The 25,804-nt window shown below is 73.2% G+C and carries 26 protein-coding genes; 9 read left to right on the forward strand and 17 right to left on the reverse strand.

The features are described from left to right. Positions 1 to 7 precede the first annotated feature (7 nt). On the reverse strand, positions 8 to 778 hold the full coding sequence (locus tag ACFZBD_RS14040) for an alpha/beta fold hydrolase (RefSeq protein ID WP_391139592.1): 771 nt from the start codon (positions 776 to 778) through the stop codon (positions 8 to 10). 156 nt (positions 779 to 934) lie between these two features. Between ACFZBD_RS14040 and ACFZBD_RS14045 the strand changes: the two genes are divergently transcribed. The 3 genes from ACFZBD_RS14045 to ACFZBD_RS14055 all read left to right on the forward strand — a co-directional run bounded on the left by ACFZBD_RS14045 (position 935) and on the right by ACFZBD_RS14055 (position 2,803). Next, entirely contained in the window at positions 935 to 1,366 is a 432-nt protein-coding gene (locus ACFZBD_RS14045; protein ID WP_391139593.1) for a hypothetical protein, read from the forward strand. A gap of 112 nt (positions 1,367 to 1,478) precedes the next feature. Further along, the gene (locus ACFZBD_RS14050) at positions 1,479 to 1,925 is read left to right on the forward strand and encodes a DCC1-like thiol-disulfide oxidoreductase family protein (RefSeq protein ID WP_391139696.1); all 447 of its coding nucleotides are present in this window, start codon (positions 1,479 to 1,481) and stop codon (positions 1,923 to 1,925) included. A gap of 140 nt (positions 1,926 to 2,065) precedes the next feature. Beyond that, complete coding sequence (locus ACFZBD_RS14055) at positions 2,066 to 2,803, forward strand: TetR family transcriptional regulator (RefSeq protein ID WP_391139697.1); 738 nt, start codon at positions 2,066 to 2,068, stop codon at positions 2,801 to 2,803. Positions 2,804 to 2,864: 61 nt separating this feature from the next. Here the strand turns inward: ACFZBD_RS14055 and ACFZBD_RS14060 are convergent, their stop codons facing one another. From ACFZBD_RS14060 to ACFZBD_RS14075, 4 genes are all read right to left on the reverse strand, one after another. Beyond that, positions 2,865 to 3,500, reverse strand: coding sequence for an ATP-binding protein (locus tag ACFZBD_RS14060; RefSeq protein ID WP_391139594.1), 636 nt, complete (start codon positions 3,498 to 3,500; stop codon positions 2,865 to 2,867). A 9-nt stretch (positions 3,501 to 3,509) separates the two neighbouring features. Continuing rightward, positions 3,510 to 5,069, reverse strand: coding sequence for an ABC transporter substrate-binding protein (locus ACFZBD_RS14065; RefSeq protein WP_391139595.1), 1,560 nt, complete (start codon positions 5,067 to 5,069; stop codon positions 3,510 to 3,512). A 191-nt stretch (positions 5,070 to 5,260) separates the two neighbouring features. Then, a complete protein-coding gene (locus ACFZBD_RS14070) occupies positions 5,261 to 6,670 on the reverse strand; it encodes a metallophosphoesterase (protein ID WP_391139596.1) in 1,410 nt (469 codons plus the stop codon). Positions 6,671 to 6,682: 12 nt separating this feature from the next. Further along, on the reverse strand, positions 6,683 to 6,928 hold the full coding sequence (locus tag ACFZBD_RS14075) for an SCO4848 family membrane protein (protein ID WP_391139597.1): 246 nt from the start codon (positions 6,926 to 6,928) through the stop codon (positions 6,683 to 6,685). A gap of 109 nt (positions 6,929 to 7,037) precedes the next feature. Here ACFZBD_RS14075 and ACFZBD_RS14080 point away from each other — a divergent pair, with 109 nt between their 5' ends. Then, positions 7,038 to 8,336: a D-alanyl-D-alanine carboxypeptidase family protein gene (locus tag ACFZBD_RS14080; RefSeq protein ID WP_391139598.1), complete on the forward strand. Its 1,299-nt coding sequence runs from the start codon at positions 7,038 to 7,040 to the stop codon at positions 8,334 to 8,336. Here ACFZBD_RS14080 and ACFZBD_RS14085 read toward each other — a convergent pair. The 3 genes from ACFZBD_RS14085 to ACFZBD_RS14095 all read right to left on the reverse strand — a co-directional run bounded on the left by ACFZBD_RS14085 (position 8,257) and on the right by ACFZBD_RS14095 (position 10,774). Beyond that, a complete protein-coding gene (locus ACFZBD_RS14085) occupies positions 8,257 to 9,171 on the reverse strand; it encodes a YhjD/YihY/BrkB family envelope integrity protein (RefSeq protein ID WP_391139599.1) in 915 nt (304 codons plus the stop codon). The genes ACFZBD_RS14080 and ACFZBD_RS14085 overlap by 80 nt on opposite strands. A gap of 98 nt (positions 9,172 to 9,269) precedes the next feature. Continuing rightward, a complete protein-coding gene (locus ACFZBD_RS14090) occupies positions 9,270 to 10,241 on the reverse strand; it encodes a decaprenyl-phosphate phosphoribosyltransferase (RefSeq protein ID WP_391139600.1) in 972 nt (323 codons plus the stop codon). After that, entirely contained in the window at positions 10,238 to 10,774 is a 537-nt protein-coding gene (locus tag ACFZBD_RS14095; protein WP_391139601.1) for a phosphatase PAP2 family protein, read from the reverse strand. Before ACFZBD_RS14095 ends, ACFZBD_RS14090 begins: the two co-directional genes overlap by 4 nt. Positions 10,775 to 10,936: 162 nt before the next feature. On the opposite strand from ACFZBD_RS14095, the gene ACFZBD_RS14100 reads away from it, so the two are divergent. Both ACFZBD_RS14100 and ACFZBD_RS14105 read left to right on the forward strand, forming a co-directional pair. Then, on the forward strand, positions 10,937 to 12,406 hold the full coding sequence (locus ACFZBD_RS14100) for an FAD-binding protein (protein WP_391139602.1): 1,470 nt from the start codon (positions 10,937 to 10,939) through the stop codon (positions 12,404 to 12,406). Between the two features lie 14 nt (positions 12,407 to 12,420). Then, complete coding sequence (locus ACFZBD_RS14105; RefSeq protein ID WP_391139603.1) at positions 12,421 to 13,176, forward strand: decaprenylphospho-beta-D-erythro-pentofuranosid-2-ulose 2-reductase; 756 nt, start codon at positions 12,421 to 12,423, stop codon at positions 13,174 to 13,176. 45 nt (positions 13,177 to 13,221) lie between these two features. Here ACFZBD_RS14105 and ACFZBD_RS14110 read toward each other — a convergent pair whose 3' ends face one another. From ACFZBD_RS14110 to glyA, 3 genes are all read right to left on the reverse strand, one after another. Next, the gene (locus tag ACFZBD_RS14110) at positions 13,222 to 13,812 is read right to left on the reverse strand and encodes a 2'-5' RNA ligase family protein (protein ID WP_391139604.1); all 591 of its coding nucleotides are present in this window, start codon (positions 13,810 to 13,812) and stop codon (positions 13,222 to 13,224) included. Positions 13,813 to 13,906: 94 nt separating this feature from the next. Further along, the gene (gene trpS / locus ACFZBD_RS14115; protein ID WP_391139605.1) at positions 13,907 to 14,920 is read right to left on the reverse strand and encodes a tryptophan--tRNA ligase; all 1,014 of its coding nucleotides are present in this window, start codon (positions 14,918 to 14,920) and stop codon (positions 13,907 to 13,909) included. 192 nt (positions 14,921 to 15,112) lie between these two features. After that, positions 15,113 to 16,381: a serine hydroxymethyltransferase gene (gene glyA, locus ACFZBD_RS14120; RefSeq protein WP_391139606.1), complete on the reverse strand. Its 1,269-nt coding sequence runs from the start codon at positions 16,379 to 16,381 to the stop codon at positions 15,113 to 15,115. Between the two features lie 270 nt (positions 16,382 to 16,651). Here glyA and rocD point away from each other — a divergent pair, with 270 nt between their 5' ends. Next, positions 16,652 to 17,857, forward strand: a complete 1,206-nt coding sequence (rocD, locus tag ACFZBD_RS14125) for an ornithine--oxo-acid transaminase (RefSeq protein WP_391139607.1) — start codon at positions 16,652 to 16,654, stop codon at positions 17,855 to 17,857. A gap of 160 nt (positions 17,858 to 18,017) precedes the next feature. On the opposite strand, the gene ACFZBD_RS14130 is transcribed toward rocD, so the two are convergent. From ACFZBD_RS14130 to ACFZBD_RS14140, 3 genes are all read right to left on the reverse strand, one after another. Then, on the reverse strand, positions 18,018 to 19,202 hold the full coding sequence (locus tag ACFZBD_RS14130) for a glutathionylspermidine synthase family protein (RefSeq protein ID WP_391139608.1): 1,185 nt from the start codon (positions 19,200 to 19,202) through the stop codon (positions 18,018 to 18,020). A gap of 9 nt (positions 19,203 to 19,211) precedes the next feature. Next, positions 19,212 to 19,490 carry a hypothetical protein gene (locus ACFZBD_RS14135; RefSeq protein ID WP_391139609.1) on the reverse strand — a complete coding sequence of 93 codons (279 nt, stop codon included), beginning with the start codon at positions 19,488 to 19,490 and terminating at the stop codon, positions 19,212 to 19,214. Positions 19,491 to 19,591: 101 nt separating this feature from the next. Beyond that, the gene (locus tag ACFZBD_RS14140) at positions 19,592 to 21,016 is read right to left on the reverse strand and encodes an aminotransferase class I/II-fold pyridoxal phosphate-dependent enzyme (RefSeq protein ID WP_391139610.1); all 1,425 of its coding nucleotides are present in this window, start codon (positions 21,014 to 21,016) and stop codon (positions 19,592 to 19,594) included. A gap of 46 nt (positions 21,017 to 21,062) precedes the next feature. Here ACFZBD_RS14140 and ACFZBD_RS14145 point away from each other — a divergent pair, with 46 nt between their 5' ends. Continuing rightward, positions 21,063 to 21,578 carry a carboxymuconolactone decarboxylase family protein gene (locus ACFZBD_RS14145; protein ID WP_391139611.1) on the forward strand — a complete coding sequence of 172 codons (516 nt, stop codon included), beginning with the start codon at positions 21,063 to 21,065 and terminating at the stop codon, positions 21,576 to 21,578. A 133-nt stretch (positions 21,579 to 21,711) separates the two neighbouring features. On the opposite strand, the gene ACFZBD_RS14150 is transcribed toward ACFZBD_RS14145, so the two are convergent. From ACFZBD_RS14150 to ACFZBD_RS14160, 3 genes are all read right to left on the reverse strand, one after another. Further along, on the reverse strand, positions 21,712 to 22,701 hold the full coding sequence (locus ACFZBD_RS14150; protein ID WP_391139612.1) for a malate dehydrogenase: 990 nt from the start codon (positions 22,699 to 22,701) through the stop codon (positions 21,712 to 21,714). A 410-nt stretch (positions 22,702 to 23,111) separates the two neighbouring features. Beyond that, complete coding sequence (locus ACFZBD_RS14155) at positions 23,112 to 23,936, reverse strand: DUF3017 domain-containing protein (protein WP_391139613.1); 825 nt, start codon at positions 23,934 to 23,936, stop codon at positions 23,112 to 23,114. A gap of 2 nt (positions 23,937 to 23,938) precedes the next feature. Next, positions 23,939 to 24,799, reverse strand: coding sequence for a bifunctional methylenetetrahydrofolate dehydrogenase/methenyltetrahydrofolate cyclohydrolase (locus tag ACFZBD_RS14160; protein WP_391139614.1), 861 nt, complete (start codon positions 24,797 to 24,799; stop codon positions 23,939 to 23,941). A gap of 256 nt (positions 24,800 to 25,055) precedes the next feature. Here ACFZBD_RS14160 and ACFZBD_RS14165 point away from each other — a divergent pair, with 256 nt between their 5' ends. Then, positions 25,056 to 25,697, forward strand: a complete 642-nt coding sequence (locus ACFZBD_RS14165; RefSeq protein ID WP_391139615.1) for an RDD family protein — start codon at positions 25,056 to 25,058, stop codon at positions 25,695 to 25,697. The last annotated feature ends 107 nt before the right edge of the window (positions 25,698 to 25,804 follow it).

Genomic DNA, 25,804 nt, shown 5'->3' on the forward strand with positions numbered 1-25,804 from the left:
CGGCCGGTCAGGACGCCCGGGCGGGGGCCAGGAACTCCACGAGCAGCCCCGTCGTCTCCTCCGGGCGTTCCAGGGAGGGGAGATGGCCCGCCCAGTCCAGTTCGAGGAGGCGGGCCGCCGGGAGGAGGCCGGCGAGGCGGGCCGCCACGGCGCGGAAGTCGGGGATGTCGTGGGCGCCGGAGACGACGAGGCAGGGCACGTCGATCGCGGCCAGTTCCGCCGTGCCGACCCCGGGATCGACGGGATCGAACTCCTCGGGCGCGGCCAGCTGGACCTCGAAGGCGCGCCGCTGCATCGCGCCCACCAGCGCGCGGGCCCCGTCCCCCGCCTCCGGCCCGAGCCAAGTGTCGACGTTGAGCGCCACGGCGGCGTCCAGGTCCCCGGCGTCGATCAGCGCGTCCTCCCGCGCACCCCAGGCCCGCAGCTCCGCGCTCGGCTCGTGGTCGGGCGCGTTGGGGCAGAGCAGCGCCAGCGCGGAGACCCGTCCGGAGTGGCGGGCCGCGAACTCCAGGGCGACGACGGCGCCGAAGGAGGAGGCGACCAGGGCGGCCCGCTCGACACCGAGGGCGTCCAGCAGGTCGCGCAGGTCCTCGCTGTGCGTGTGCGGCCGGTCGACGGGGGTCTCGCCGAAGCCGCGCAGGTCGCAGCGCACCACCCGGTGCCCGGCGTCGGCCAGGGCCGTGAACTGCGCGTCCCACATGCGCCGGTCGCAGACACCGGAATGCAGGAGGACGACGGCGGAGGGGCCTTCACCGGCCACGTCGTGAAAGAGCGTCATCCGCGCGACCCTAGGCGCCCACCGCGCCCGCCGCCTCCGCTTTTCGGGCCTCGGTCCCGGGCCCGTACCGAACCCCTCAACGCACTTGAACATGTTCAAGGAAGGCCCTACAGTCGGAGACGCCAGCATTTGAACGCGTTCAAGGGAGCGTGGGGCATGGACCTCACTGTCATCGCGTACATCGTCTACCTGCTGATCAGCGTGGCCCTCACCATCTGGGTCGCCCGTACGCTCAGCCGCAACGGCAAGGTCTTCCTCGCCGACGTCCTGCACGGCAACGAAAAGCTCGCCGACGCCGTGAACCACCTCCTGGTGGTCGGCTTCTACCTCGTCAACTTCGGCTTCGTGGCGCTCTATCTGAGCCAGGAGGACGCCGTCCTCGACGCCCGGGCGCTCTTCGAGGCCCTCTCCGTCAAGCTCGGGGTGGTCCTGCTCGTCCTCGGCGTGATGCACCTCGGCAACGTCTACGTCCTCAACAAGATCCGCCGCCGCGGGGTGATGGAGCGCGAGCAGGTGCCGCCGGTGCCGCCGCAGGGCTGGACCGGGACCGCCGCGGGTGCCTGGGCGCCGCCCGCCCCCGGAGCGTGAGGCACCCATGACGACCCCGGCACCGGACCAGGGACAGACCCGGGCATCGACACCGGCCCAGGCACCGGCACAGGCATGGGGATGGGCACCGGCACCGCCGCCGCACGGGCCCATCGGCCACCCCGCCCGCGCGGGGGCCGTACGGCCGACCACGCCCGTCCACCGCCTGACCGTGCTGTACGACGCCGACTGCCCTCTCTGCGTCCACCTGCGGCACTGGCTCCTGCGGCAGCGCCACCTCGTCCCGCTGGACCTCGTCCCGGCCGCCTCGCGCGAGGCCCGGCGGCGCTTCCCCGGCCTCGACCACGCGTCCACCCTGCGGGAGATCACCGTGATCGGGGACCGGGGGCAGGTCTACCGCTCCGTCTCCGCCTGGATCGTCTGCCTGTGGGCCCTGGCCGAACACCGGCCCAAGGCCCACTGGCTGGCCACACCGGCCGGCCGGCCCTTCGCCCGGGCGACCGTCCTCGCCGCCGCGAAATGGCGCGAGGCGCTCAAGGACGGCGAGGGACCGCCCTGCGAGGACGGGCGGTGCGAGGCGCCCGGCGTCCCCGGTTAGGCTCGGGCACTGTGAAGGACGCGAAGGAAGAGAAGCCCGACGGGACCCCGGACCCGACCACGGCCGACGCCACGGCCCCGGCCGGAGCCCCGGCCACGGCCCCGGCGAAGGCCCCCAAGAGCGAGCAGACCCGCACCCTCATCCTCGAGACCGCCCTCCGGCTCTTCAGGGAGCGCGGCTACGACAAGACGACGATGCGGGCCATCGCCCAGGAGGCCGGGGTCTCCGTCGGCAACGCGTACTACTACTTCTCCTCCAAGGAACACCTCGTCCAGGGCTTCTACGACCGGATCGCCGAGGAACACCAGGCGGCGGTCCAGGGAATCCTCGACGGCGACGAGAAGGACCTCACGGCCCGCATCCGCGGGGTCCTCCTCGGCTGGCTCGACATCGCCGAGCCGTACCACGAGTTCGCGGCCCAGTTCTTCAAGAACGCCGCCGACCCGGACAGCCCGCTCAGCCCCTTCTCCCCCGAGTCGGAGGGCCCGCGCGAAGCCGCGATCGACGTCCACCGCCGGGTCATCTCCGGGGCGTCGGTGAAGATCGACCCCGAACTGGCCGAGCCCCTGCCGCAGTTGCTGTGGCTCCAGCAGATGGGCCTGGTGCTGTTCTGGGTGTACGACCGGTCCGAGGGGGCCGCCAACAGCCGGCGCCTGGTCGAACGGCTCTCCCCCGTCACCGCCCGGGCGATCAGCCTCTCCCGCTTCCGTCTGCTGCGCCCGCTCGTCCGGGAGACCCACGACCTGCTGGCCGACTTCATGCCGACGGCCGCGGGCATGGCCGCCTCGGGCAAGCCGCAGGCGGTCCTGACGAAGACCGCGAAGCGCGTCCCGTCCAAGAAGGCGTCGGGCAAGGACGTCACCAAGCCCGAGAAGTAGGACGGGCGCGGGTACCTGGGGGCGCCACGGGCGCGCTCCTCGGGCGTCCGTCCCGGCCCTGTCAGCCGGCGCCCCCGTCGCGCCGGTCGTCGAGCCGGACCTCCAGGCCGGGCCAGTGCGCGGCCCATCGCGTCAGGTCCTCCGCGCTCCACGGCCGGTCCGCTCCGAGCGTCGCGACCGGCAGGAACCGGACGAGCGTTCCGGTGGTCCCGTCGGCGGGAAGCGGTTCCAGGTCGGTCACGGGGACGCCGTGTTCGTAGCGCTGGGTCCAGGCGCCGTGGTGACGGCGGTTGGTGTGGATCAGCCAGGTGCTGAGCGCCGCCACGACGGACATGCCGCGCCGCGGGTGTCCGTCCGGGAGCCGTTCCGCGTCCGGGGAGTCGAAGAACCTCAGGTCCTTCGTCGCCATCACCGGCTTCTTCACGATCCGGCCGTGCTCGTCGACCCGCGTGTCGGTACCACGCCCGTCGTCCGCCACGGAGACGGAGCCGTCGCCGTGCAGGGTGATCACGCACCGCCCGCCCCCTCGGCAGGCCGCCTCGTCGGCGGCGTAGGCGACGGCCTCCAGGACGAGGTGCCCCGGGCCGCCGGGCGCGTACTCCCCCGGCTCCACGCGTATCCGGCCGAGATGGTCCGGGTCCACGGCGCCGGCCCAGTCATGGGTGGTGTTGGTCCAGGAAGCTCTTGATTCGTTCATGGCCGGACCCTAGATCCAGGTCAGTTCCCAGAGCCGCCAGATGCCCGTGCCGTCGGTCAGGTACTGCGAGCCGGCGACGTCCTCCGTCGCCAGGACGTAGTCCTTCTTCTGCCACAGCGGCACCAGCGGGACCTCCTTCGCGACCTCCAGCTGGATGGCCTCGAAGTCGTTGGCGGCGGCGGCGCGGTCGCTGTACTGCTGGGTCGCGGCGATCAGGGAGTCGATCCGACCGTTGGCGAATCCGCTGTGGAGGCTGTTGCCGGTGCCGACCAGCGGGGCGGTGAAGTTGTCGGAGTCGGGGAAGTCCGGGAGCCAGCCGACGGTGTAGGCGTCGTAGTCGCCCTTCGCGTACGCCTTCTGGAAGTCCTGCCACTCCGCCTCGACGACCTCGACCTCGAACAGGCCGGTCTCCTCCAGCTGGCGCTTCAGCTCGGCGGCCTCGGCGGCGTAGGCGGCGTCCTTGCGGTGCGCGAGCGTGAAGGACACCGGCGTCTCGACGTCCGCCTTCCCGAGCAGGCTCTTGGCCTTCTTCGCGGACGGCTCGGGATAGGCGTCGTAGAACGCGGTGCTGTGGCCGATGAAGCCCTGCGGGATCAGCGAGTACAGCGGCTCGACCGTGCCCTGGTAGGCGCCGGTGACGATCTCCGGACGGTCGATCACGGCCGCGACGGCCTGCCGCACCGCCTTCTCCGCCATCGGCGAGCCGGAGCGCACGTTGAAGTTCAGGTTGCGGATCTCGGGGCTGTCCGCCTCCGTGATCCGGCCGCTGTTCTTCCTGGTTTCGCCGAGGTCCGAGAGGAACTTCGGCGGCATCTGCCGGTGCGTCACGTCGACCCGGCCGGCCTGCCAGGCCGTAGCCAGCTCGTCGGAGGTGGCGAAGTACTTGACGACGACCGGGCCACCGGTCCTGGTGACCGCGCCCCGGTAGCGCGGGTTGGGCTCCAGACGCGCGCTCTCGCCGGGCTTGTACTCCTTGAGGACGTACGGCCCCGACCCGTCGACCGCGAGGTCCCCGCGCAGCTTGCCCGCCGGGTACTGGCTGCGGTCGACGATCGAGCCGGCGCCCGTGGCGAGCTTGAGCGGGAAGGTGGCGTCCCGGGCGCTGAGCTGGAAGGTCACCGTCCGGCCGTCGGCCACGACGCTCTTCAGGGTCGGGAAGAGCGGCTTCGGACCGACGTCCGCCTTGATCTGCATCATCCGCTCGAACGAGTACTTCACGTCCTCGCCGGTCACCTTGCGGCCGTTGGAGAAGGTGAGGTCGTCGCGGAGGTCGCAGCGGTACGTCGTGAGCTTCGCGCCGACGAACGCGCAGCGCTCGGCGGCGTCGGGGACCGGCGTGGTGAACCCGGTCTTGAAGGTGAGCAGCGACTGGTAGACGTTGCTGTACATGGCCCAGGAGCCGGCGTCGTAGGCACCGGCCGGGTCCAGGGAGGTCACCTCGTCGGTGGTGCCCACGCTGACGGGATCGGTCCGGGTGTCGTCGGACGGCAGCAGCTGCCAGCCGCCCACCCCGGCCGCCACCAGAACTCCACATGTGATGAGGATCCGCAGACGGACCGTCGACCGCATTGCCGTGTTTCCTTTTGTCGAGCCCACCCCTGCCGCGACGGCACCCGGCCTGCCGCGATGGCGACACCCAATCACAAGGTCTTCACTGGTGGAAGAGTAAACCTTCACAATGCATGCATATGTCCGGGAAATCAGACTTCAGGTGACTGACCAGTACGTTTCGGTCTACGTCCCCCCGTACGGCGGCGGGGTCAGGCCTGCGGGGACGCCAGCTGGACGAGGGTGATGTCGGAGGGCGCGCCGACCCGGACCGGCGGTCCCCACGCGCCCGCTCCCCGGGAGACGTAGAGCTGGGTGTCGCCGTACCGCTCCAGGCCCGCGACGGTCGGATTGGCGAGTTCGGCGAGGAAGTTGCCCGGCCAGAGCTGGCCGCCGTGGGTGTGGCCGGAGAGCTGGAGGTCGACGCCGTGGCGGACGGCGTCGTGGATGACGACCGGCTGGTGGGCGAGGAGCACGGCGGCCCGGGCGCGGTCGCGGTCGCCCAGCGCGGTGGCGAAGTCGGGGCCCTGCCCCTCGCTCTCGCCGGCGATGTCGTCGACGCCCGCCAGGTCGAAGCCCGCGGCGATCTCGGTCCGGGCGTTGCGCAGCGGGCGCAGGCCGAGGTCGCGGACGTGGTCGACCCAGGCGTCGGCGCCCGAGAAGTACTCGTGGTTGCCGGTGACGAAGAAGGAGCCGTGCCGGGCCCGGAGCCGCGCGAGCGGCTCGGCGGCGGAACCGAGGTTCTCCACGGTGCCGTCGACGAGGTCGCCGACGACGGCGACGAGGTCGGGCTGGGCGGCGTTGATGGTGTCGACGATGCGCTGGGTGTGGGCGCGGCCGAGGATGGGCCCGATGTGGATGTCGGAGACGACGGCGATGCGGTAGCCGTGGGCGGAGCGGGGCAGCTTGGCGAGCGGCACGGTGACCCGCTTGACGCGCGGCCCGCACAGCACGCCGTAGGTGCCGTAGCCGACGGTCCCGAGGGCGGCCGCGGCGGCGGCTCCGCCGACGGCCCGCGAGACGAACAGCCGTCGGGAGACGGCGGCGGGGGTCTCGTCCGGCGCCTCGGGGGCGGCCGGGGCCTCGGGGGCGGCCGGGGCCTCGGGGGCGGCCGGGGTCGAGGCGGCCGGGGCTGCCGGGGCCTCAGGGGCTGCCGGGGTCGAGGCGGCCGGGGCGGCCGGGGCCTCGGGGGCGACGGTGGTCGTCGCGGGAGCGCCGGCACCGCTCGCGACCGGCACCCGCGACCCGGCCTCCGCGGCGGCCTGCTCAGCCGCGCTCGGCCCGCTCTCCCCGGCCGCGACCGCACGCCGCTCCAGCCACCGGCGCAGGAGGGGGCGGACCGCCTCGCCGACCACCAGGGCCAGCGTCACGTAAAGCAGGACGGCCAGCCAGAGGAAGCCCGGCCAGGCCACGACCTGCTGCAGCCAGAAGGGGGCGCCGGCCCGGGAGGAGGCGAGGGCGGAGACCGACAGGACGGGAAGCACGAACGCGGCCGCCGTCCCCAGGCGCCGGGCCACCCCGCCACGGGCGGTCACATCACGGACCAGGCGCCGCCACACGTACCAGTGGACGCCGCCCAGCAGGGCGAGTACCGCGACGAGAACCAGCAGCAGGACGACCACGCTTCGTAACCCCTATCCGCGTGCGCGACGCCATGCGCGCACGCCACGCAACCCGATCACGCCGATCACCGTCCCCAAGACAAAGGACGTCACAGCGAGCAGCAGATGAACCCAGAAGTAGGCCGTCGGATCGCCCGCGTCGTCGAACGCGAGCCCGCTCCCGTCGTTCCATAGGTTCCTGATGAAAGTGATCCAGATGAACCAGCTCCACACCCCGAAAGCGAGCAGGAACCAGGAGACGGGCCGGCTGAGCTTCATGTCCCCAGTATCCTCACCCGCCCCGCGGGCCCCGCGTCCGGGTGGACGGGAGGGGGTGGACCGCCCGGCGGGGTTCGGAAGACTCCGGGCGGCATGTACGTTCTCGATCGTGCCTGCTTCGAAAAAGTCCGTATGGACGGTCACCGCCGCCGTCGCCGCCGCCGCGCTGCTGCCCCTCCTCACCGCCGCGCCCGCCGTCGCGGAGCCCACGCCGGACAAGAAGAAGGAGGAGGTCCAGCCCCAGCCGCCCGCCCTGATGTCGCACGTCGGCGGTGCGCTGCTCGGCAGGCCCGGGACCCAGGTCCAGCTCGGGCCCGGCGCTCCGGTACTGCCCAAGGAGCTGAGCGGGCGGTCGTGGATCGTCGCGGACGCGGAGACCGGGGACGTCCTCGCCGCGCACAACTCCCACTGGCGCCTCGCCCCCGCCTCCACGCTCAAGATGCTCTTCGCGGACACGCTCCTGCCGAAGTTCCCGAGGACGACGAGCCACACCGTCCTGCCCGCCGACCTCGCGGGCATCGGCGCCGGCTCCAGCCTGGTGGGCGTCAAGGAGAAGCAGACCTACTCGGTCCACGACCTCTGGCTGGGGGTCTTCCTGCGCTCCGGCAACGACGCCGTCCGGGTCCTGAGCGCCATGAACGGCGGCATCCCGCAGACCGTGCGGGATATGAACGCCCGGGCCACCGAGCTCCAGGCGCTCGACACCTTCGTCGTCTCCCCGGACGGCTACGACGCGCCGAGCCAGCTCTCCTCCGCGTACGACCTCACCCTGATCGCTCGCAGCGGTATGCAGAAACCGGACTTCCGGGAGTACGCGGCGACGGCCCGCGCGAAGTTCCCGGGCGAGCTGAAGCCGGGCAAGAAGCGCGAGACCTTCGAGATCCAGAACACCAACCGGCTGCTCACCGGCGACTTCGGCATCCCGCCGTACCAGGGCATCGCCGGGGTGAAGAACGGCAACACCACGCACGCCGGAGCCACCTTCACCGGGGTCGCGGAACGCAACGGCAAGGTGCTGCTGGTGACGGTGATGAACCCGTCCTCGAAGGAGCAGCACGCGGTCTACAAGGAGACCGCCCGCCTGCTGGACTGGGGCTTCGCGGCCTCGGGCAAGGTGAAGCCGGTCGGCGAGCTGGTCCCGCCGACGTCCGCCCTCACGGACGACGGAACGGTGGAGGACATCGACGCCGGTACGGACGCGGCCCCGGGGAAGACCCCTCCGGGCGGCGTCGACAAGGCCGCCGTCGCCGAGCGGGCCGGTGGGGTGGGCACGGCCCTCGCGGTCGCCGGCTGCGCCCTGGCGCTGCTCGTGGGCGCGGTGTTCCTCGTCAACCGTCGCTGGCCGGTGCCGGAGCTGATCGTTCGTCGTTCGGCTCCTCAGGACGAGGACGGGAAAGAGACCCCGTAGCCGTCCAGGCCGCGCAGAACAGCAGGAGCTTCGCGGTGAAGTTGATCCACAGCAGCAGGGCGACCGGCACGCCGAACGCGCCGTACATCGACTTCGCCGCGACCCCGCTCATATAGCCGCCGAGCAGCAGCTTCAGCAGCTCGAAGCCGATCGCGCCGATCACCGCCGCCACGATCAGGCGGCGGCGCGGCGGCTCGACGCCGGGCAGCAGCGTCAGGACGTACAGCAGGATGAGGAAGTCGGCGACGGCGGCGACGGCGACCGCGGCGGTCTGGAGCAGCACCCCGCCCACGCCGCCGCCGGAGATCCCGAGCTGTTCGGCGCTCCAGCCGACGGCGGTGGAGCCGAGCGAGGAGGCGGCGAGCGAGCTGAGCCCCACCCCGCCGAGGCCGAGGAGCACGACGGCGTCCTTGGCCTTGCGGGCGACCGGGTTGCCCTCGTCCTCGTCGTCCTTGTCCCACACCGCGCGCAGGCAGTCCCGCATCGAGCCGACCCAGCCGATGCCGGTGAAGAGCAGCAGCGCGCCGGCGACGAGCCCGATCGTGCCGGCGTTGTCGACCAGCGCGTTGATGTCGATCTGCTCGGAGATGCCCGGGACCTGCTCGGAGATCTTCCCCTCGATCGTGTCGAGCTGCTTGTCGGTGAGGAGCGCGGCGCCGATCGCCGCGCCGACGGTGATCAGCGGGAAGAGGGCGAGGAAGCTGATGAAGGTGATCGCGGCGGCGAGCCGCGTCCAGTGGGCCGCGTCGAGGGTCTCGTAGGAGCGCCAGGCGTGCGTCCGCATGAGCCGGGCGGCCCAGGGGCCGATGACGGGGAGTTTGGTCAGCCAGTCCATGTCGTACGCCTACCCCGGGGGCCGGAATCCGGTCACGGGTCCGTGCGCGGTCGAAGGTCCGTCGGCGGCGCCGGGGCCGGTCGCCGGTCCGTGAGCGGTCACAGGTCCGTGACCGCCATGCCGTACATCGCCGCCCACGCCAGACCGATGACCGCGAGCGGGCGGTCGTGCAGCACCACGTCCTCGGGGGCGCCCGCCGTGCCGCGGTCGGCGAAGACGGCGTAGCGCAGCACCGCCAGGATGAAGGCGATCATGGAGAGCTGGCGCCAGGGGAGCAGGGAGCCGTTGGCGACCCCGCCGCTCTCCAGCGCCCACAGGCAGTAGCCGAGGACGGCGACCCCGGCGGCCAGTTGCCAGACGAAGCGGAGGTAGCCGGTCGTGTACTGGGTGAGCAGCGCCCGGGTCGCCCCCTGCGCGCTCTCCATCTGGACGGCCTCGGAGTACCGCTTGGCGGCGACCATGAAGAGGGCGCCGAAGCCGGTGGTGATGAGGAACCAGCGGGAGAGCGGGATGGAGAGCGCGACCCCGCCGATCATGGCGCGCATCAGGAAGCCGGTGGTGACGACGGCCAGGTCGACGACGAGGACGTGTTTCAGGCGGAGGCAGTACGCGCCCTGCATGACGAGGTACGCGACGAGCAGCGCGGCGGTCATGGGGGTGCACAGGACCGCGCTCGCGACGGCGGCGCCGAGGCCGAGGGCGGCGCCGGCGGTGTAGGCGAGCGGGACGGGGACGAGCCCGACGGCCACGGGGCGGCGGCATTTGACGGGGTGGGCGCGGTCGGCGTCGGCGTCGCGGGCGTCGTTGACGAGGTAGACGGCGGAGGCGGCGGCCGTGAAGAGGGCGAAGACGAGGGCGAGTCGGGCGGCGGTGTGCCAGGAGCCGAGCTGGCCGGCGGCGGCGGGGGCGGCGACGACGAGGAGGTTCTTGACCCACTGCCGGGGGCGTGCGGTGCGCAGGAGCCCGACGGGGAGGGCGAGCGCCCGCGGGCCCTCGGCGTACCGCCGTTCCCGTACGACGGCGGGCTTGTCGAGCAGTGCGGTCCCGGCGCCGCCGGGGTGCTCGGTCACGGTGTCCACCGCGGGTCCGGGGCCAGCCAGCGGCGGCCCGCGGTGGCCGTCGCGGCGCCGAGGAGGGCGCCCGCGGCCACGTCCGTGGGGTAGTGGACGCCGACGACGAGGCGGGAGAGGCACATCGCGGCGGCGGCCGGGACGAGCAGGCGGCGGCCCGGTGGGCGCAGGGTGCCGAGGGCGACGGCGGCGGCCGCGGCGGAGGTGGCGTGGGAGCTGGGGAAGGAGTGCCGGCCGGCCGTGCGGACCAGCGGCGCGTACGGCTCCGGGCCCGGCCGGGGCCGGCGTACCAGCCGTTTGACGGCCATGCTCGTGAGGTGGGCGGCGCCGATCAGGGCGGTGCCGCGCAGCCAGGCGGTCCGGCGCTCCCGGTCCGCGGCGGCGCCCGTGAGCCCGGCGGCGAGCCAGAGGGCGCCGTGCTCGCCGGCGTACGAGAGGGCGCGGGCGGCCGTCGCCACCGGTGGGCGGTGGCCGCAGCCGCGCAGGAGGGCCAGGAGTCGCCTCTCGGCCCCGGCCCAGTCCGCGTATCGCATCGAAACGCCGCCTCCCCGGTCGCTCGGTCCGCCAGGGGCGACTCTGGCCCGAGGGGTGGCCGACCGCACGGCAATCTTTCCTGACACTCCTTTAATCACCCATTCGGCGAACCGAAGGGCAAACCAGGCATAAGCGATACTCGGGGCGATACGGTCGCCTTCATGGCTGCCGAGACCGTCACCGAGCCCCCACCCGCCGCCGCCGCGGAGCCGCCCCCCGGCGCCGAACCCCCGCCCGGCGCCGAGGTGCTGGACGATGCCGGGGTCCTGGACGGCGTCGAGGTGCTGGACGATGCCGAGCCCCTCACCGGATGGGGGCGCACCGCGCCGACGCTCGCCCGGGTGTACCGGCCCCGCACTCCGCGGGAGGCGGCCGCCGCCGTCCGCGCGGGCGGCGCCCGCGGCTCCATCGCCCGGGGGCTCGGCCGGGCCTACGGCGACGCCGCCCAGAACGCCGGCGGCTCCGTCCTGGACATGACCGGGCTCGACCGCGTGCGTACCGTCGACGCCGTCGCCGGCCTGGTCGTCTGCGACGCCGGGGTCAGCCTGCACCGCCTGATGGAGGTGCTGCTGCCGCTGGGCTGGTTCGTCCCCGTCACCCCCGGGACCCGGTACGTCACCGTCGGCGGCGCGATCGGCGCCGACATCCACGGCAAGAACCACCACGTCTCCGGCTCCTTCAGCCGCCATGTCGCCTCGCTGGAGCTCCTCACCGCCGACGGCCGCGTCCGTACCGTCGTCCCCGGCACCGACCTCTTCGACGCCACGGCCGGCGGCATGGGCCTGACCGGGGTGATCCTCTCCGCGACCCTCCGGCTCCTCCCGGTCGAGACCTCGCTCATGACGGTCGACACCGAACGGGCCACCGACCTCGACGACCTGATGGCCCGGCTCACCGCCGACGACCACCGCTACCGCTACTCCGTCGCCTGGATCGACCTGCTGGCGCGCGGCGCGGCGACCGGCCGCTCCGTCCTCACCCGCGGCGACCACGCGCCGTACGCCGCGCTCCCCCGCCGCGCCCGCCGCGCGCCCCTGGCCTTCCGGCCCGGGCGGCTCCCGGCCCCGCCCGCGCTCCTCCCCGAGGGGCTCCTCGGCCGCACCACCGTCGGCGTCTTCAACGAACTCTGGTACCGCAGGGCCCCGCTCCGGCGGACCGGCGAGCTCCAGCGGCTCGCCACCTTCTTCCACCCGCTGGACGGCGTCCCGCACTGGAACCGGGTCTACGGCCGCGGCGGCTTCGTCCAGTACCAGTTCGTGGTCGGGTACGGGCGGGAGGAGACGCTGCGCCGGGTGGTGCGGCGGATCGCCCGCCGCGGCTGCCCGTCGTTCCTCGCCGTCCTGAAGCGCTTCGGCGAGGGCGACCCGGGCTGGCTGTCCTTCCCGATGCCCGGCTGGACCCTCGCCCTGGACATCCCCGCCGGGCTCACCGGGCTCGGCGCCTTCCTCGACGAGCTGGACGAGGAGGTCGCGGCCGCCGGCGGCCGGGTCTACCTCGCCAAGGACTCCCGGCTGCGGCCCGACGTGCTGCACACGATGTACCCCCGGCTCGCCGACTTCCAGGCGCTGCGCGCCGAACTCGACCCCCGTTCGGTCTTCACCTCGGACCTGTCCCGTCGTCTCGCCCTCTGAGGAGCCTGATCGCCATGAAGGACGCCTTCGGCACCCCGCAGTCCCTGCTCGTACTCGGCGGTACGTCCGAGATCGGCCTCGCCACCGCCCGGCGGCTGATCGCCCGCCGCACCCGGACGGTCTGGCTGGCCGGGCGGCCCTCCCCCGACCTGGCGGCCGCCGCCGACGCGCTGCGGGCGCTGGGCGCGGACGTCCACGTCGTGCCCTTCGACGCGCTGGACCCCGAGTCGCACGAGGAGCGGCTCGGGAAGGTCTTCACGGAGGGCGACATCGACATGGTGCTGCTCGCCTTCGGGGTCCTCGGGGACCAGGCCCGCGACGAGTCCGACCCGCTCGCGGCCGTCCGGGTCGCCCAGACCAACTACACGGGGGCGGTCTCGGCGGGTCTGGTCTGCGCCCGGGCCCTGCAGTCGCAGGGGCACGGCTCGCTGGTGGTGCTCTCCTCGGTGGCGGGCGAGCGCGCCCGGCGCGCCAACTTCATCTACGGCTCGTCCAAGGCCGGTCTCGACGCGTTCGCGCAGGGACTCGGGGACGCGCTGTACGGGACCGGGGTGCACGTGATGGTCGTACGTCCCGGGTTCGTCCGCTCGAAGATGACGGCGGGACGCGAGGAGGCGCCGCTGGCGACGACCCCGGAGGCGGTCGCCACGGCGATCGAGCTGGGGCTGCGGCGCCGCTCGGAGACGGTCTGGGTGCCGGGGGCGCTGCGGGTGGTGATGTCGGCCCTGCGGCACGCGCCGAGGGCGCTCTTCCGGCGGCTGCCGGTCTGAAGGAGGACCGGACGGGCCGGGCCCGTGGGCCCGGGGCGGGTGGCGTCAGCCGGCGGCCGGGGTCGGGGTGTCGACCGGGGAGCCCTGGGCCGGGACGGCGGAGGCGGGGCGTCCGCCGCCGAAGCCGTACTCGTACAGCTTGCGCCACACGCCGTCCGCGCCCTGTTCGTACAGCGCGAAGGAGGAGCAGGTCCACGCCGCCTCGAAGTCGGCCAGCTCGGCGTAGGCCCGGTCCATCGCCTCTTCGGAGATGCCGTGCGCGACGGTGACATGAGGGTGGTACGGGAACTGCAGCTCGCGTACGAGCGGTCCGGAGGCGTCCCGGACGCGCTGCTGGAGCCAGGTGCAGGCCGAGACGCCCTCGGCGAGCTGGACGTAGACCACCGGCGACAGCGGGCGGAACGTGCCCGTCCCGCCGAGCCGCATCGGGAAGGGGCGGACCCCGGCGGCGACCTCGGTGAGGTGGGCCTCGATGGCGGGGAGCCGGGCGGGGTCCACCTCGGTCGGCGGGAGGAGGGTGACGTGCGTCGGGATGCCGTGCGCGGCGGAATCCCCGAAGCCCGCGCGCAGCTCCTGGAGCAGGCTGCCGAAGGGCTCCGGGACCGCGATCGAAACGCCGAGCGTTACGGTCCCCACGTCGTCTCTCCTCAATCGTCCGTGACGATGGTGCAGCCGCCAGTGTGCGGCCTGCACCACCTCTGTGGCCAGGGTCCTCGGACCGGGTCCTCGGTCAGTGCTTCGCGGGCAGGAAGCCCATCCGCTCATAGGTGCGGGCCAGGGTCTCGGCGGCGACCGCGCGGGCCTTCTCCGCGCCCTTGGCCAGGATGGAGTCCAGCGTCTCCGGGTCGTCCAGGTATTCCTGCGTCCGGGTCCTGAACGGCGTGACGAAGTCCACCATGACCTCGGCGAGGTCGGTCTTCAGCGCGCCGTACATCTTGCCCTCGTACCCCTGTTCCAGCTCCGGCACCGGCGTACCGGTCAGGGTGGAGAGGATGGTGAGGAGGTTGGAGACGCCGGGCTTGTTCTCAGGGTCGAAGCGGATCACCGTGTCGGTGTCGGTGACCGCGCTCTTGACCTTCTTCGCCGTGGTCTTCGGGTCGTCGAGGAGGTTGATCAGCCCCTTCGGCGTCGACGCCGACTTGCTCATCTTGATCGCCGGGTCCTGCAGGTCGTAGATCTTCGCCGTCTCCTTGAGGATGTACGGCGCCGGGATCGTGAACGTCTCGCCGAACCGGCCGTTGAAGCGCTCCGCGAGGTCGCGGGTCAGCTCGATGTGCTGGCGCTGGTCCTCGCCGACCGGGACCTGGTGGGCCTGGTAGAGCAGGATGTCGGCGACCTGGAGGATCGGGTACGTGAAGAGGCCGACGGTGGCCCGGTCGGCGCCCTGCTTGGCGGACTTGTCCTTGAACTGGGTCATGCGGGAGGCCTCGCCGAAGCCGGTGAGGCAGTTCATGACCCAGCCGAGCTGGGCGTGCTCGGGGACGTGGCTCTGGACGAAGAGCGTGCAGCGCTCGGGGTCGAGCCCGGCGGCCAGCAGCTGGGCGGCGGCGAGCCGGGTGTTCGCGCGGAGCTCGGCGGGGTCCTGCGGGACCGTGATCGCGTGCAGGTCCACCACCATGTAGAAGGCGTCGTGGGTCTCCTGCAGCGCGACCCACTGACGAACCGCACCGAGGTAGTTGCCGAGGTGGAACGAGCCTGCGGTGGGCTGGATTCCGGAGAGCACACGGGGAGGAACAGAGGCCATGTCCCACATTCTCTCAGGTGTCGGAGGCGATCCCGGACTACCGGAGCGCGGAAGGCGGGAGGAGGCCGACCGCGGCCGATGAGACGTTGGCCACAGGCGCCGGTCCCGGGCCGTCGGAGGGGCGGCACGGGCGGGCGCCGGGGCCGAGGAGGGGCTCGCGCCGAGTCCCCCGCCGGTCCCGGCGTCCGTGGGTCAGACCGGGAGGCCGGGGGCCGGGTGGGCGGCCATCAGCTCGGCGACCTCGGCGCGGATCGCGCGCAGGGCGTCCTCGTCACCGGAGCCGGCCGCCGCGACCCCGCGGTCGATCCAGGCGGCGACCCGCGCCATGTGCTCCGTGCCGAGGCCCCGGGAGGTGAGCGAGGGGGTGCCGATCCGGATGCCGGAGGGGTCGAAGGGCTTCCTGGGGTCGTAGGGAACGGTGTTGTGGTTGACGACGATCCCGGCCCGGTCGAGGGCCTTGGCGGCGATCTTGCCGGGGACGTCCCGGGAGGTCAGGTCCATCAGGATCAGGTGGTTGTCGGTGCCCCCGGAGACCAGGTCGAAGCCGCGGGCGAGCAGCGCGTCGGCGAGGGCCCCGGCGTTCGCGACGACCGCGTGCGCGTAGTCGCGGAAGGACGGCCGGGCGGCCTCGCGCAGGGCGACGGCGATGGCGGCGGTGGTCTGGTTGTGCGGGCCGCCCTGGAGGCCGGGGAAGACCGCCTTGTCGAGGGCCTTGGCGTGCTCCTCGCGGGACAGCAGCATGGCGCCGCGCGGGCCGCGCAGCGTCTTGTGGGTGGTCGTGGAGACCACGTCGACGTGCGGTACCGGAGAGGGGTGCGCGCCGCCCGCGATGAGCCCCGCGATGTGGGCGACGTCGGCGACGAGCACCGCGCCGGCCTCGCGGGCGATCTCGCCGAAGGCGGCGAAGTCGATGGTGCGGGGCAGCGCCGTGCCGCCGCAGAAGATCAGCTTGGGGCGCTCCTTGAGGGCGAGCTCCCGGACCTCGTCGAAGTCGACGAGCCCGGTGTCCCGGCGTACGCCGTACTGCACGCCCCGGAACCACTTCCCGGTCGCGGAGACGCCCCACCCGTGGGTGAGGTGGCCGCCCATCGGCAGGGCCATGCCCATGACGGTGTCGCCGGGCGCGGCGAAGGCGAGGTGGACGGCGAGGTTGGCCGGGGAGCCGGAGTAGGGCTGGACGTTGGCGTGGTCGGCGCCGAAGAGGGCCTTGGCGCGCTCGACGGCCAGGGTCTCGACGGGGTCGATGTTCTGCTGGCCCTCGTAGTAGCGGCGGCCGGGGTAGCCCTCGCTGTACTTGTTCTGCAGGACGGTGCCCGAGGCCTCGAGCACGGCCGGGGAGACGTAGTTCTCGCTGGGGATGAGCCGCAGGGTCTCGGCCTGCAGGCGCTCCTCGGCGCCGACGAGCGCGGCGAGTTCGGGGTCGGCGGCGGCGAGGGCGGGGTGCGGGGAGTGTGCGTTCACGGCGTTCCTCCGGGGCGTTCGGCGGTCCCGGGGCGCCGCGGCGACGCGCGGCGCCACACGGGAAGGGTCGGTTCCCGTGGTGCCCAGGCGGGCGGCACCTCGTGTGTCTGCCGCGCGCGGATCCACCGGGGTCGCTTCCCCGTACGCCAGTCGCCGCGCGTGCCCCGAGCGTAGCGGGCGCGCCGTCGGGCAGGTTTCCTCGTCCGGCATCCGAGCGACGATAAGAAAGGGGCACACCCACCCCCGGGCCGCAGGACGAACGGAGACCCCGTGTCGAGGACGCAAGACGCGATCGCTTCCGCGGAGGCGCACAGCGCACACAACTACCACCCCCTGCCCGTCGTCGTCGCCTCGGCGGACGGCGCGTGGATGACCGATGTGGAGGGACGCCGCTATCTCGACATGCTCGCCGGATACTCGGCGCTCAACTTCGGGCACGGCAACCGCCGGCTGATCGACGCCGCGCGGGCCCAGCTGGAGCGGGTGACGCTCACGTCACGGGCGTTCCACCACGACCGGTTCGCGGAGTTCTGCGCGGGCCTCGCGGAGCTGTGCGGCAAGGAGATGGTCCTGCCGATGAACACGGGCGCGGAGGCGGTCGAGACGGCCGTCAAGACCGCGCGGAAGTGGGGGTACGAGGTGAAGGGCGTGCCGGACGGGCACGCGAAGATCGTGGTCGCGGCGAACAACTTCCACGGCCGTACGACGACGATCGTCAGCTTCTCCACGGACCACGAGGCGCGGGACCACTACGGCCCGTACACCCCCGGGTTCGAGATCGTGCCGTACGGCGATCTGACGGCGATGGAGGCGGCGGTCACCGCCCACACCGTCGCGGTGCTCCTGGAGCCGATCCAGGGCGAGGCGGGGGTGCTGGTCCCGCCGGCCGGATATCTGCGCGGGGTGCGGGAGTTGACCCGCTCGCGGAACGTGCTGTTCATCGCGGACGAGATCCAGTCGGGGCTCGGCAGGACGGGGCGGACGTTCGCCTGCGAGCACGAGGACGTGGTGCCGGACGTGTACCTCCTGGGCAAGGCGCTCGGCGGCGGTGTCGTCCCGGTCTCGGCGGTGGTGGCGGACCGTTCGGTGCTCGGGGTGTTCCGGCCGGGTGAGCACGGCTCGACGTTCGGCGGCAATCCGCTGGCGTGCGCGGTGGCCCTGGAGGTGGTGGCGATGCTGCGGACGGGCGAGTACCAGCAGCGCGCGGCCGAGCTGGGCGAGCACCTCCACGCCGAGCTGGGGCTGCTGGTGGGCGGCGGCGCGGTGGACGCGGTGCGCGGGCGCGGGCTGTGGGCGGGGGTGGACGTCCATCCGTCCCTGGGCACGGGCCGGGAGATCTCGGAGAAGCTGCTGGAGCGGGGGGTGCTGGTGAAGGACACGCACGGATCGACGATCCGGATCGCTCCGCCGCTGGTGATCGGCAAGGAGGACCTGGACTGGGGTCTGGAGCAGCTGCGGGCGGTCCTGTCGGGCTGAGCACAGCCGAGCGGCCCGGAGCCGGGGCGTCGTACGGCATCCGCCGGGAGCGGGTGCCGTACGGCTCCGGTGAGCGGCAGGGCCGGACGGCTCCGGTCGTACGGCTCTGGTGAGCGGGTGCGTGCCTCGGACGGCTCCGGTGGCGGGTGCGTCGGACGGGTCAGAAAATGACGTGCGGCAGGAAGCGGGCGTACTCGTCCGTCACCAGGCCCGCCGACTCGCGGATGCCGAGCCCCGCCGCCTCGTCCTCGACGACCCACGCGCCGAGCACGACCCGGTTGCCGTCGAAGTCGGGCAGCGCGGCGAGCCCCTGGTAGCAGCAGGGGTCCTCGCGGACGGCGGGCGGGGCGCCGGGCTCGTGGATCGTGACGCCCGCGCCCTCCCGGCCGAGGAGCGGCTTGGCGACGTAGCCGCCGTCCGCGGCCAGTTCGCGGGGTCCGTCGAGATACGCCGGCAGCAGGTTCGGGTGCCCCGGGTACAGCTCCCACAGGACCGCGAGCAGCGCCTTGTTGGACAGCAGCATCTTCCAGGCGGGCTCGATCCAGCAGGTGCTGCCCGTGCCGCCGCCGTTGTCGAGGGTGTCGAGGACGTAGGGGCCGAAGCGGTCGGTGGTCAGCCACTCCCACGGGTAGAGCTTGAAGCAGCTGCGGATGAAGCGGAGCCGGTCGTCGACGAAGCGGCCCGACAGCCGGTCCCAGCCGATGCGTTCGACGGACAGGGCCTCGGTGTCGAGCCCCGCCTGCTGGGCGGTCTCGCGCAGGTACGCGACCGTCATCAGGTCCTCGCCCAGTTCGTCCCCGTCGGAGTGGACGAAGTGCACCGGGCTGCCGGGCGGGAGCAGGGACGCCTGCCGCTTCCAGGCGTCGACGAGCCGCTCGTGGAGGGAGTTCCACTGGTCGGCGCCGGGGAAGCGCTCCTCCATCCAGAACCACTGCGGGCTCGCCGCCTCCACGAGGGAGGTGGGGGTGTCGGCGTTGTACTCCAGCATCTTGGCCGGGCCGGTGCCGTCGTAGCGCAGGTCGAAGCGGCCGTAGAGGGAGGGGAGTTCGGCGCGGCGGCGCCAGGACTCCGCGACGAGGGCGATCAGGCGCGGGTCGGTCATCCCCAGATCGGCGAAACGGTTCTTCTCGACGATGTGGGCCGCCGCCGCCAGGCACATGGCGTGCAGCTCCTCGACGACCTCCTCCAGGGCCTCGACCTCGGGCAGGGTGAAGGAGTAGTACGCGCTCTCGTCCCAGTAGGGGCGCAGGGAGCCGTCGGGGTAGCGGGTCAGGGGGTAGACGAGCCCCTGCTCCTCCACGGTCCGCTGCCAGTCCGGCCGGGGTTCGATGGTGTGCCGTTCCATGGGGCCGGGTCAGCCGCCGCCCGAGCCGGAGCAGCCGAAGCCGCCGGAGTCGACGGCGGTCTTGTCGAAGCTGCCGCCGCTGACCTTGCCGCTGCTGACGCTGCCGCCGTAGTAGTACGAGCCGCGGGTGGTGCCGCCGCTGCCTCCGTCGCACTCGTAGCTGGGCAGCTTCTCCCGGGTCAGCGGGTCCACGCACCGCTTGTCCGGTTCCGATCCACAGGAGGTGATCGTCGCCGCGAGCACCCCCATACCGCCGAGCACCACCGTGCTCGACCTCAGCCTGCGCATGTCCGTCCTCCCCGTCGCCTGTCGCGACCGCACAGTCTAGGCCCGCGTCCGAAACCCTCCACACCGGCTCCGCCCACCCCTTACGGCATCCCCCTAGGCCCCTAGGGAAGCACCCGGCAGAGCGCGGCCAGCGCGCCCGCCCAGGCGCTGTCCGGCGGGGTCGCGTAGCCGACGACCAGGCCGTCCAGGGTCGGGGTGACCTCGGGGTGGCGGAAGCGGTCGACGCCCAGCAGGGCGAGGCCCTGCCAGGCGGCCGAGCGCAGGACGTCGGGCTCGGAGCCCGGGGGGAGTTCGAGGACCGCGTGGAGGCCGGCCGCGATGCCGCTCACCCGCGTGGCCGGGGAGTGCGCGGCCACCGCCTCCACCAGCTGGTCGCGGCGCCGGCGGTAGCGCAGCCGCATGGCCCTGACGTGCCGGTCGTACGCCCCGGAGGCCAGGAACTCCGCGAAGGTCAGCTGCTCCAGCGAGCTGGACACCCAGTCGACGGCCCCCTTGGCGGCCACCACCTCGTCGACCAGGCCCTCCGGCAGCACCATCCACGCCAGGCGCAGGCCGGGGGCGAGGGACTTGCTCGACGTGCCCAGGTAGACCACCCGCTCGGGGTCGAGGCCCTGGAGCGCGCCGACGGGCTGGCGGTCGTAGCGGAACTCGCCGTCGTAGTCGTCCTCCAGGACGAGCCCGCCCGAGGCCCGCGCCCAGTCGACGACGGCGGCCCGCCGGTCGGGCGTGAGCGCCCCGCCGAGCGGGAACTGGTGGGCGGCGGTCAGCAGGACCGCGCCGACGTCCTTCATCGCCGCCAGCTCCTCGGTCCTGGTGCCCCGTTCGTCGAACGGGAGCGCCGGGAGCCGCAGTCCCGCGCCGGTCAGCAGGTCCCCGTGCACGTCGAGTCCGTACGACTCGACCGCGACGGCCCGCACCTGCCGGGCGCGCAGCACCTGCCCCATGAGCATCAGGCCGTGCACGAACCCGGAGCAGACGACGATCCGCTCGGGCCGGGCGTACACCCCGCGGGCCCGGGCGAGGTACTCGGCGAGCACCGTCCGCAGCTCGATCCGCCCGCGCGGGTCGCCGTAGCCGAACGCCTCGTTCGGCGCGGCCGTCAGGGCCCGCCGGGAGGCCTTGAGCCACTCGGCGCGGGGGAAGGAGGCGAGGTCGGGCACGCCGGGCTTCAGGCTGTACGTCGGCCGGGCGGTGGGCGGCCGGACGGCGGGCGTCCGGGCGGCGCCGGGGCGAGCGCCGGGGGCGGGCGGGCGGCGGGGGACGGACCGCCGGGCCACCCTCGTCCCGGAGCCCTGCCGGGCCGTGAGCCAGCCCTCGGCGACCAGTTCGGCGTAGGCGTCGGCGACGGTGTTGCGGGCCACCCCGAGGTCGACGGCGAGCGCACGCGACGAGGGGAGCCGTACGCCCGCCTCCAGTCTGCCGCTGCGGATCGCCTCCCGCAGGGCGTCCATCAGCCCCGTGCGCAGCGTGCCGCCACGGAGTTCCAGATGCAGGTCGGCACCGAAAGTGGCCCGGTCTTCCGCCATGGAAATGGACCATACTCCCCGGCCACCCCGCTCGTACGGTGACGGTATGACGACCTCGATGACACACGACTCCGCGCAGACCGAGTACGCCCACGAGCACGCGCCCCGGCTCTCGCTCGCCGAGCGGGTCCCGGAGTTCCACCGGGCGATGGTCCGGCTCGACGCGGCCGCCGCGCAGGGGCTGGACCCCACCCTCTTCCATCTGATCAAGATCCGCGCCTCGCAGATCAACCACTGCGCGTTCTGCGTCGACATGCACGCCAAGGACGCGCTCGCGGCGGGCGAGTCGGTCGAGCGGATCGTCCAGCTGTCCGCCTGGGAGGAGTCGCGCCACTTCTACACCGAGCGCGAACTCGCCGCGCTGGCGCTGACCGAGGCCGTCACGGTCCTCACCGACGGCTTCGTCTCCGACGAGGTGTACGCGCGGGCGGCGGAGCGGTTCGACGAGACCGAACTCGCCCGGGTCATCGCCGCGATCGCCGTCATCAACGCCTGGAACCGCATCGGCGTCGCCACCCGGATGACGCCGGGCCACTACACGCCCGGCCAGTACGGGAAGTGAGCCGCGCGCCGTACGGGACGTGCCCCCGCGGCCCTGAGGGACGGGCGCCCGCGGGCCGGGGCGTGAGCGGGAACGGCACGGCGCCCCCGGCCGTGAGGGCCGGGGGCGCCGTGGTGGTGCGAGGTGCGTGGACTCAGATGAGGCCGAGCTCGCGCACCGCGTCGCGCTCCTCGGCCAGCTCCTGGACCGAGGCGTCGATGCGGGTGCGGGAGAACTCGTTGATGTCCAGGCCCTGGACGATCTCGTACTTCCCGTCCTTGCAGGTGACGGGGAAGGAGGAGATGAGGCCCTCCGGGACGCCGTACGAGCCGTCCGACGGGATGCCCATGGAGGTCCAGTCGCCCGCGGCGGTGCCGTTGACCCAGGTGTGGACGTGGTCGATGGCGGCGTTGGCGGCCGAGGCGGCCGAGGAGGCGCCACGGGCCTCGATGATCGCGGCGCCGCGCTTGGCGACGGTCGGGATGAAGGTGTCGGCCAGCCACTGCTCGTCGGCGACGACCTCGGCGGCGTTCTTGCCGGCGATCTCCGCGTGGAAGATGTCCGGGTACTGGGTCGCCGAGTGGTTGCCCCAGATGGTGAGGCGCTTGATGTCCTCGACGGAGGCGCCGGTCTTCGCGGCCAGCTGCGAGAGCGCGCGGTTGTGGTCCAGGCGGGTCATCGCGGTGAAGCGCTCGGCCGGGACGTCCGGGGCCGCCGCCTGGGCGATCAGGGCGTTGGTGTTGGCCGGGTTGCCGACGACGAGGACCTTGATGTCGTCCGCGGCGTGGTCGTTGATGGCCTTGCCCTGCGGCTTGAAGATGCCGCCGTTGGCCGCGAGCAGGTCGCCGCGCTCCATGCCCTTGGTGCGGGGGCGGGCGCCGACGAGGAGGGCCACGTTGGCGCCCTCGAAGCCCTGGTTGGGCTCGTCGAAGATGTCGATGCCCTTGAGCAGCGGGAAGGCGCAGTCGTCGAGCTCCATGGCGGTGCCCTCGGCGGCCTTGACGCCCTGCGGGATCTCGAGGAGGCGCAGCTTGACCGGCACGTCCGCGCCGAGCAGGTGGCCGGAGGCGATGCGGAAGAGCAGCGCGTAGCCGATCTGGCCGGCCGCGCCGGTCACGGTGACATTCACGGGAGTGCGGGTCATGGCGATCTCCGTAAGACAGCTGGCGGTGGGGGTCCCTGCCCCTGGTGTCGGATACCTCTCTTGATCGATCGGTGTCTCGACGTGAAGAGATATCCAGCGGTCAGGCTATCCGACCCGGACCCCGGTCAATCCCCGACCCCTTGTGGTCCGGCTCACTGCCACCCGGTCGTGTCCGCCCGCCCGGGCCGCGCGGACACCCGGCCCACGGGCGCTCCGGTTCACGAGCCGATCCGGTTCGCGTGCCGGACGTACCGGAATGGTCACCTCCGTGCCACAGGGCCCGGGCTGCTCTTGAAGCACCCTTGGCACGTACATGACCCTTGATCACAGACGGCGCCCGTCCTCCCTCGGGGGAGAGGACGGGCGCCGTCGTCTGTCGTACCGGTGGTCCGGGCCGTGGGGCCTGGGGCCTAGGTGATCGTCAGATGGAGGATGTCCTCCAGGAACGGGATCTTCAGCCAGGGGCCCGGCTGCACCATGAGCGCCAGCAGCACGATGAGGGTGCCCATCAGGCCGTACGTGACCATGTCGGTGAACCGGGAGCGGACGGCCAGCATGCCGACGGAGGGCAGCGCGCGGCGGAGGGCGGCGCCCGTGAGCAGGGCGGCGCCGACGAGGATGGTGCCGATGCGGGACGACTGCGGGAACAGCTCGGTCCCGACGACGAGCAGGCCGAGCGCGGCGAGACCGAGGACCGTGAGCAGCGGCCACTGACGGGCCGGCGCGGGGGCGTCCCCGGGCGCGGCCCGCCCGCCGCCCTCGGGCCGGGCGGTGTCGGTGGTCATGGCGGGCGGCCGCCGCGTCCTGCCTCCGGCGGCGGTCCCCTCGGCGCCGGCGGTGGTCTGGTCGCCGCCCCCGGCCGTGGCGCCGGCGGTGCCCTCGGTCTCGGCCGCTTCGGGGCCTGCGGGCCCGGCCGGCTCCGTCGCCTCGGGGGCGGCTTTCTCCGTACCCCCGGCGGGTCCGGCCGGCTTCTGCGCCTCGGGGGTGGACGGCTTCGTGCCCTTGGCGGGTCCGGCCGTCTCCTGCGCCTCGGGTCCGGGCGTCTCCGTACCCCCGGCGGGTCCGGCCGGCTCCGCCGCCTCGGGGGCGGCCGGCTTCTCGCCGCCGGCGGCAGCCGGGGCCGGGCCGTCGGCTGCGGGGGCCCGGCCCGCGGGCGGGGCCTCGGGCCTGTCCGGGGCCTCGTCCCGGGCCGAGGCCGGGGGCCCGTCCGGGGCGGGTGTGCGGGCGGCGGTCATCGTCAGAGGGCCGCGGCCGCGCGCTCGGCGGCCTCGACGACGTTGACCAGGAGCTGCGCCCGGGTCATCGGGCCCACGCCGCCCGGGTTCGGGGAGATCCAGCCGGCGACCTCGGCCACGCCCGGGTCCACGTCGCCGACGATCTTGCCCTCGCCGTCGCGCGAGACGCCGACGTCGAGCACGGCCGCGCCCGGCTTCACGTCCTCCGGCTTGATGAGGTGCCCCACGCCGGCCGCCGCGACGATGACGTCGGCCCGCCGCAGGTGCGCGGCCAGGTCCTTCGTCCCCGTGTGGCACTGCGTCACGGTCGCGTTCTCCGAGCGGCGGGTCAGGATCAGCGGCATCGGACGGCCGATCGTGACACCGCGCCCGACGACCACGACCTCGGCGCCCTTGATCTCCACGCCGTGCCGGCGCAGCAGCGTGATGATGCCGTTCGGCGTGCAGGGCAGCGGCGCGGGCTCGTTCAGCACGAGGCGCCCGAGGTTCATCGGGTGCAGCCCGTCCGCGTCCTTCGCCGGGTCCATCAGCTCCAGGATGCGGTTCTCGTCGATGCCCTTGGGCAGCGGGAGCTGGACGATGTAGCCCGTGCACGCCGGGTCGTCGTTGAGCTCCCGTACGACGGCCTCGATCTCGTCCTGGGTGGCGGTGGCGGGCAGTTCGCGCTGGATGGAGGCGATGCCGACCTGCGCGCAGTCGCGGTGCTTGCCCGCGACGTACTTCTGGCTGCCCGGGTCGTCGCCGACCAGGATCGTGCCGAGGCCGGGGGTGACCCCCCGCTCCTTCAGCACCGCCACCCGGGCGGTCAGATCGGACTTGATCGCGGCTGCGGTGGCCTTGCCATCGAGAATCTGGGCGCTCATGCGGCCATCCTCCCGGATGACCCCTCCCTTGTTCCAATTCGCCGGTGACGGACCCGGCCGCCGAACCTCCGGTACCGATCATGAGGTTGCATTCGCACAACTCCCGTGTATTCCGACTGGACAAAAAGTCGACGTTGCGACGACGATGATCCGCGCAGTGCCGCGGCAGCGCAGGGGGGCGGACCGCTCAGCTTTGTGATGTTCCTCCGCTCGGACCGCACCGTCCCCGCATCACCCCCACGGAGGAAACCCCGTCATGAGCTTCGGCGACCCGAACAACCCGTACGGCCAGCAGCCCCAGCAGCCGCCCCAGGGCCAGCCGGGCTACGGCTACCCCCAGCAGGCCCCCCAGGGCGTTCCGCCGCAGGGTGTGCCGCCGCAGTACGGCTACCCCCAGCAGCCCGCCCAGCCCTCGCCGTACGGCGCGTACCCGCAGGCCCCGCAGATGGGGCAGGCGCCGATGGGTTACGGCGGCATGCCGCCGCTGGCGCACTGGGGCTGGCGCGTCCTGTCCCGGCTGATCGACACCGTCATCGTGGTCGGCCCGTTCTATCTGCTGTCCGGCATCGGCGCGGCGGTCGGCGGCAGCGAGTCCAGCGGTCTGGCCACGGTCCTCGGCCTGATCGGGTTCGTCTACCTGATCTTCATGTTCTTCTTCCAGATCTACAAGGAAGGCTCCACGGGCCAGACCATCGGCAAGCGCGCGGTCGGCACCCGGACGCTGCGCGAGGCCGACGGTGCTCCGCTGGGCTTCGGCATGGCGTTCGTCCGGCAGCTGGCGCACTTCCTCGACGGCATCGCCTGCTACATCGGCTACCTGTGGCCGATCTGGGACGCGAAGAAGCAGACCTTCTCCGACAAGGTGTGCAGCACGGTCGTCATCAAGCAGAACGGCTGACCGCCGCCGCTGCCCCGCACGTGGGAGGGCCCCCGGTTCACGGACCGGGGGCCCTTCCGCGTCCACCGGGCCCTTCGCCCGCCGTTCGCCGTTCCTGCTCGCAAACG

It is taken from the genome of Streptomyces sp. NPDC008121, from assembly GCF_042957155.1.
GTDB lineage: Bacteria > Actinomycetota > Actinomycetes > Streptomycetales > Streptomycetaceae > Streptomyces.